The following is a 6,193-nucleotide window of genomic DNA, read 5'->3' on the forward strand; positions in this document are numbered from 1 at the left end:
AACCCGCATCATCAGCTTGGAAGGCTGAGGTAATAGCCATTATACGATGCACGCAACACGTAACTCTGTTTGAGCTATTTAACCTTTAGAATATGGTGGAGGGAGACGGATTCGAACCATCGAAGGCAGTGCCGGCAGATTTACAGTCTGCTCCCTTTGGCCACTCGGGAACCCCTCCAAATTTTGAGCTTTCTCTCGCTTACCTTAAAGAAAGGGAGAAAGTGGTGCCGACTACCGGAATCGAACTGGTGACCTACTGATTACAAGTCAGTTGCTCTACCTACTGAGCTAAGTCGGCACAAGTGGGGCGCATTTTATTGAATGATTTTCCACCTTGCAATAGTAAATTGAAAAAAAGTGAAAAATTCTCCTATGAAATTCCTAGATACGGCTATTTAGCTCAAGGTTTCTGCCTTTAACCCACATCTAGTACAGGAAGATATTTTATTTATCTATCGCTTGATGTATTTTCCATGCACTTGTTTTGTTATCCACTATAGAGTTTATATGAGCCCATTTATGTCATTTGACCGCGAACGTTGGTCTGAGCTAAGGAATTTAGTTCCGATGACACTTTCTGAGAGCGACTTAAAAGAGCTTCAAGGCATCAATGAAAAGCTCACAATGGAGGAAGCCGTTGAGATCTACCTGCCGCTCTCTCGCCTATTAAATCTCTATGTGGCAGCCAGACAGAATAGAAACTCAGTACTCCATCAATTCCTGGATAAAAACGAGAAAGCACCACCTTTTATCATCGGTATTGCTGGAAGTGTCGCTGTGGGCAAAAGTACAACTGCACGACTGCTTAAAGCCCTACTTTCTCGCTGGGAGAACCACCCAAAAGTTGAGCTAGTCACAACCGATGGCTTCTTATACCCAAATGAGGTGTTAGAAGAAAAAGGATTGATGAGTAAAAAGGGCTTTCCGGAGTCTTACGATATTAAGCGTTTAGTGAACTTTGTTTCGGATGTAAAAGCATGCAAGAGAAATGTCACGGCTCCCGTGTACTCGCATCTTACGTACAACATTACTGATGACGTTAAGTGTGTCGACCTACCAGATGTGCTTATTATTGAAGGACTTAATGTCTTGCAAACAGGCATGAACGATCCACACGAGCCACATCGCGTGTTTATTTCAGACTTCCTTGATTTCTCTCTCTATGTTGACGCTGATAGCCAACAAATCAAAGAGTGGTACGTCAATCGCTTTATGAAATTCCGCGATGGCGCGTTTACCAAACCTGGCTCTTACTTTAGTCATTACACAAAATTATCGAACCAAGCGGCACTGGATAAAGCGGAAGGTATCTGGAGTTCAATTAATGGCTTGAACCTAGAGCAAAATATCCTTCCTACACGAGAAAGGGCTCACTTGATTCTACGTAAAGGCGCAGATCATATGGTTGAAGAAGTATTACTAAGAAAATAGTAACACATTAATCGCCTTTTCTTAGCGATATCTCTCCGCCGATATAGCTCTCGATACCATTCTCAGTTTTGAGTAATACAGCACCTTGTTCATCGATGCCTTGAACAACACCTTCAATTTCTCTAGGTCCAATGATCAACCTAACATTGCGACCTAAGAAATTATCAAAGCGATTCCAACGCTCTACAAAATTCGACATCCCTTTCAACTCATAATCAACAAGAGACTTATCCCAGGCATTGATCAGAGCCTGCGCTAACTGATTGCGATCGGGCACCTTCCCATCACACACTTCTTTAAGAGAAGTCCACGGTTGGCCAATACCTGATGTTGTTGGATCCATGGATAAGTTTAGCCCTAAACCAATCACAATATGAGCAGCGCCACCAGACTGTCCTGACAGCTCTACCAAGATACCGGCAAGCTTCTTGTCATTGTGGTAAAGGTCGTTCGGCCATTTGAGCTTTATACCTTCTACGCCCATCTCTTCCAAAGCTTCAACAACAGCTACACCAACCACAAGGCTCAAGCCCATCGCGGCAGCCATCCCTGCGTCGAGTCTCCAATACATTGAAAGATAGAGGTTTGCACCGAATGGCGATACCCACTCTCGTCCACGACGTCCACGTCCCGCAGCTTGATATTCAGCAATACAGACAGAACCCGATTCGAGGGTGTTAGTACGCTCTAATAGGTGTTGGTTTGTAGAACCTATGATTGGAATCAGTTCAAGAGAAGCATCTCGACTAACAACAGACAATTTGTCTTCGTGAAGCATATCTAAACGGCTAGCTAACTTATAGCCCTTGCCTTGTACTCGGTAGATATCTAAACCCCACCCTTGAATACCTTTAATGTGCTTACTGATAGCCGCTCGTGAGACACCAATCGTTTCACCTAGATCTTCACCTGAATGAAACTCACCGTCAGCAAGACATCTCAATAGTGCAAGCTTGGTACTGTGTTCTCTCATGCCAATGACTCCAAAGCCTTGTCTAGGTTTGTCTCGCAGTCTCGTCCCATAAAACGCACTTCATGTTCCAGTCGAATATCGAATTTATTCAAGACAGACTGACGTACTCGCTCTGCAAGCTTAAGGATATCCACAGCAGAAGCCTTATCATAATTGATGATAACTAATGCTTGGTTTGGGTGAACTTGAGCGCCGCCTTCTGTCACGCCTTTGAACTGGCATTGATCAATCAACCAGCCTGCAGCGACTTTGATCATGTCATTGCTCTCATAGCCTACAATGTTTGGGTATAGAGCGAACAGGCGATCAAAATGATCTTTGGTGATCACAGGGTTTTTGAAGAAGCTGCCCGCATTACCTTGGACTCTAGGGTCTGGCAACTTACTTGAACGGATAATGCATACTTCATCAAATATAGTACGAGGAGAGAGCGTATCGGCTGCTAGGCTTTTTAACGGGCCATAGTGATTGCATGGCTCCCACTCTTTCGGCAACGTTAAACCAATCGCAACAACAATCGCTTTATCGTAGAGAGCGTGCTTGAAAATAGAATCTCGGTAACCAAAGAGACACTCTTCTTTGCTCAATCGCTTAACTGTATAAGTATCCAGACACAGGATATCGACATACTCGCATACGTCTTGTAGCTCAACACCATACGCACCAATATTTTGAATCGGAGCCGAACCTGAACAGCCAGGTATCATTGCTAGGTTTTCTAGACCACCGAGCCCTTTATCCACACTCCATTCAACTAAGTTTGGCCAATCTTCCCCCCCACTAACATGCAGTAGGTGATGACTGTCCGTCTCGGTCAACTCAATCCCGGATAATTTATTCACTATGACCAGACCAGCGAAGTGCTCAGTAAAAAGCATATTACTGCCTTTACCCAGTATTAACTTAGGTAAAGCTGACCATTTAGGGTCTCTGTAAACGGAAATTAATTCTTCGATAGTGGTGACTTCAACCAACGTATCACACGTCTGTTCTATCGAAAAAGTATGAACATTTTTTAAACTAGCATTGAGATGGAATTGCATGGCGATATTCAATTAACTTACACTGCAGTCATTCTACAGCAGATAAACCAATGGCGCAGTGACTGAATGAACAATGTCATCATTACCCAATTAGACCCAGTAAAGGTTCCCTTAGTTAAACGTTTCTATAAAGAACATTACCCAACGGGAAAAGCCAATAAAAGTGAACTGATCTATTCGTTATTACTGGATAACGAGCTTTGCGGTGTCGTGCGCTTTCGTACAATAGAGAATAATCGCTTACTTACTGGAATGGCGATATCAAAACAACATCGCGGTAAGCAATTAGGCTCCCAGCTTATGGACTATTGTGCGCAACATACACTTACGGAAGACGATTACTGCTTTGCGTACGCTCATCTCACCAATTTTTACGCGCGACACAAATTCGTACAAGTAGAGCCTAAAGATCTGCCAAATGGTTTAAGAGTTTTATACGAGCGCTACTCGAATAGCGGAAAAGATCTCATTCCTATGCATTATCAGCAAAATTGTTAGAGAATGCCTCGATTATCTAGTATTTGATGCTATCCCTTTGGTAAAATTAAAGGTTCGCAATTTTGCATATTTTTAAGGTAAAACAGTCAATATGATTGCCAGTAGGAATCCATTCATACAGTTGCCAACCATAGCGCAGAATCCTGACAAGTTTGAAGTACTACTATCAGCGCAAGAGTTTCGAACTCGTCTACTTGATGAGATATCTCGCGCAACGACTCGTATTAGTTTAGTCGCTTTATATCTTGAAGATGATGAGGCTGGCCGTGAAATCCTAACTGCCTTATATGAAGCAAAACAAAAGAATCCAGAATTAGACGTGAGCGTTTGTGTCGATTGGCACCGAGCTCAGCGTGGATTGATTGGCGCAGAGTCTTCTGAAGGTAATGCTGCAATGTATAAAGAGTTTGGAGAAAAATATCAGCACTCTGTACCCGTCTATGGCATTCCAGTTCGCGGCAAAGAGGTCTTTGGCGTATTGCATTTAAAAGGCTTTATCGTCGATGACAGCGTGATATACAGCGGTGCAAGCCTTAACAATATCTACCTGAATTACCATGACCGCTATCGCTTTGATCGTTACCATGTTTTAAACAACGCAGCGCTTGCTGATTCAATGTTTACCTACGTACACGAACAGATGGTTGCGGACAGCGCTGTTTATGACCTGGCTGATAAGAACAAGCCTTCGACCAAAGAACTGAAACCAGCGATTCGTCAGTTTCGTGCATCATTAGCAAGGTCTCAGTATCAATTCGATGCTCAAGAGGTTGCAGCAGACCAAGTTGCTGTAACACCATTAGTTGGTATCGGTAAAAGACGTAACCGTCTGAATCAGGGAATCAATCAACTCGTAGCTCAAGCTAAAGATGAAATCTTTATCTGCACACCTTACTTCAACTTCCCACCTAGCCTAGCTAAAGAAGTGAAGAAAGCGCTTAAGCGTGGCGTAAAGGTCAGCATTGTTGTTGGCGATAAGACAGCGAATGATTTCTTTATCTCGCCAGAAGAAGAGTTTAAAACGATTGGTGGTCTGCCATACCTTTACGAATTGAACTTACGTCGTTTCGCTAAAGCGAATGAGGCTCATATTGCTAGCCGTAATCTATCAATTCGACTTTGGCAACACGATTCTAATAGCTTCCACCTAAAGGGTATTTGGGTAGATAAGCGCTACATGCTACTAACAGGTAATAACCTAAACCCTCGCGCATGGAAGTTGGATCTAGAGAACGGCATCTTTATCCAAGATAACTACCATCACCTAACAGACAAGTTTCAGGCTGAAGTGGATAATATCCTTCAACACACTCAGCTTATCTGTACTTATAAGCAGTTAGATAAGGTAGAGAGCTACCCGGTAGAAGTTCAGAAGTTGATTCGTAAGATCACTCGTGTGAAAGCCGATAGAGTGCTTAAACAAATACTTTAGTCGATGTATTAGAAATACTATTTATCAACGCCTAGCAAACGCTAGGCGTTTTTGTATCTGCGATATAAATGACTAAATCGTGAAAATCGTTGATAAGTACTACCACCCGAATTCTGTCTATTATCTCCTCGACCAAATGGACTTCTCTTGGAGAACTTCTCGATCTAAACACCGAAAAAATCACAGAAAATCCAAGACGAAGCTAGGTTTTGTCAACAGAACACAACTACACGTCTTTGGGCGACTCGTGGAACCAGGCCTCTCGTGGTAAAAAAACAGCAATTTTAATACGGCTATTTGTTTGGTTCGGTATGAATTGGTGAAGCCATAGTAGCTCCTTGGATCAACAAGGACATAATGAAAAATCACTTAGAGCAGGTATCTAAGGCTACAAAAAAAGGACGTTATGCAGTCGTGATTATGGATGGTGCAGGCTGGCATACTGATGATATTGCGAGAGAATTTAATAACGTCACTACTATCAAGCTTCCCCCCTACTAGCCAGAGCCCAACCCTATAGAGCAAGTTTGGAGTTAGTTGCGACAACATTATCTAGCGAATCAAAGTCTCACTAATCATAACGACTTTGTTTCCAAGGTTTGTCGCACTTGGAATGGATTTATTGAGTTCAAAGGTCGCACCACAGAGATGATCAGAAGAGATTGGATAAACCTGAACAGTTAATTTCCCGGGTTGGTATCATACAACCCAAAAACAAAACACTTTTCTTGAGATGTAAAAAAGCCCCGCTATTTCTAGCGGGGCTTTTCTAATAAGTGGCGGAGTGGACGGGACTCGAACCCGCGACCCCCGGCG

Annotated in this window: 6 protein-coding genes and 2 tRNA genes; 4 read left to right on the forward strand and 4 right to left on the reverse strand. The window is 43.0% G+C overall.

Going from position 1 to position 6,193, the window contains the following annotated elements; translation table 11 throughout:
• Positions 1 to 93 precede the first annotated feature (93 nt).
• Together ACED42_RS21325 and ACED42_RS21330 are read right to left on the reverse strand one after the other, a co-directional pair.
• Positions 94 to 178: transfer RNA gene (locus ACED42_RS21325), tRNA-Tyr, on the reverse strand.
• Positions 179 to 222: 44 nt separating this feature from the next.
• Positions 223 to 298 (reverse strand) — tRNA-Thr (locus ACED42_RS21330).
• Between the two features lie 209 nt (positions 299 to 507).
• On the opposite strand from ACED42_RS21330, the gene coaA reads away from it, so the two are divergent.
• Positions 508 to 1,431, forward strand: coding sequence for a type I pantothenate kinase (coaA, locus tag ACED42_RS21335; protein WP_009844725.1), 924 nt, complete (start codon positions 508 to 510; stop codon positions 1,429 to 1,431).
• 7 nt (positions 1,432 to 1,438) lie between these two features.
• On the opposite strand, the gene birA is transcribed toward coaA, so the two are convergent.
• The gene (birA, locus tag ACED42_RS21340) at positions 1,439 to 2,404 is read right to left on the reverse strand and encodes a bifunctional biotin--[acetyl-CoA-carboxylase] ligase/biotin operon repressor BirA (RefSeq protein WP_371704066.1); all 966 of its coding nucleotides are present in this window, start codon (positions 2,402 to 2,404) and stop codon (positions 1,439 to 1,441) included.
• Positions 2,401 to 3,447 (reverse strand): UDP-N-acetylmuramate dehydrogenase, encoded by a 1,047-nt coding sequence (murB, locus tag ACED42_RS21345; RefSeq protein WP_371704069.1) that lies wholly within the window; start codon positions 3,445 to 3,447, stop codon positions 2,401 to 2,403. The genes birA and murB overlap by 4 nt, the downstream gene beginning before the upstream one ends.
• A gap of 66 nt (positions 3,448 to 3,513) precedes the next feature.
• Between murB and ACED42_RS21350 the strand changes: the two genes are divergently transcribed.
• The 3 genes from ACED42_RS21350 to ACED42_RS21360 all read left to right on the forward strand — a co-directional run bounded on the left by ACED42_RS21350 (position 3,514) and on the right by ACED42_RS21360 (position 5,878).
• Positions 3,514 to 3,945 carry a GNAT family N-acetyltransferase gene (locus ACED42_RS21350; RefSeq protein ID WP_012605012.1) on the forward strand — a complete coding sequence of 144 codons (432 nt, stop codon included), beginning with the start codon at positions 3,514 to 3,516 and terminating at the stop codon, positions 3,943 to 3,945.
• A gap of 91 nt (positions 3,946 to 4,036) precedes the next feature.
• On the forward strand, positions 4,037 to 5,377 hold the full coding sequence (gene pssA, locus ACED42_RS21355; RefSeq protein ID WP_371704071.1) for a CDP-diacylglycerol--serine O-phosphatidyltransferase: 1,341 nt from the start codon (positions 4,037 to 4,039) through the stop codon (positions 5,375 to 5,377).
• A gap of 357 nt (positions 5,378 to 5,734) precedes the next feature.
• Positions 5,735 to 5,878, forward strand: a complete 144-nt coding sequence (locus tag ACED42_RS21360; protein WP_371704073.1) for a hypothetical protein — start codon at positions 5,735 to 5,737, stop codon at positions 5,876 to 5,878.
• Positions 5,879 to 6,193 lie beyond the last annotated feature (315 nt).

Source organism: Vibrio sp. FF145 (genome assembly GCF_041439075.1).
Lineage (GTDB): Bacteria > Pseudomonadota > Gammaproteobacteria > Enterobacterales > Vibrionaceae > Vibrio > Vibrio tasmaniensis_A.

Excerpts from the sequence above, each read along its gene's own strand:
- coaA (WP_009844725.1), top strand. The coding sequence starts at position 508 with ATGAGCCCATTTATGTCATTTGACCGCGAACGTTGGTCTGAGCTAAGG.
- birA (WP_371704066.1), bottom strand. The coding sequence starts at position 2,404 with ATGAGAGAACACAGTACCAAGCTTGCACTATTGAGATGTCTTGCTGAC.
- murB (WP_371704069.1), bottom strand. The coding sequence starts at position 3,447 with ATGCAATTCCATCTCAATGCTAGTTTAAAAAATGTTCATACTTTTTCG.
- ACED42_RS21350 (WP_012605012.1), top strand. The coding sequence starts at position 3,514 with ATGAACAATGTCATCATTACCCAATTAGACCCAGTAAAGGTTCCCTTA.
- pssA (WP_371704071.1), top strand. The coding sequence starts at position 4,037 with ATGATTGCCAGTAGGAATCCATTCATACAGTTGCCAACCATAGCGCAG.
- ACED42_RS21360 (WP_371704073.1), top strand. The coding sequence starts at position 5,735 with ATGAAAAATCACTTAGAGCAGGTATCTAAGGCTACAAAAAAAGGACGT.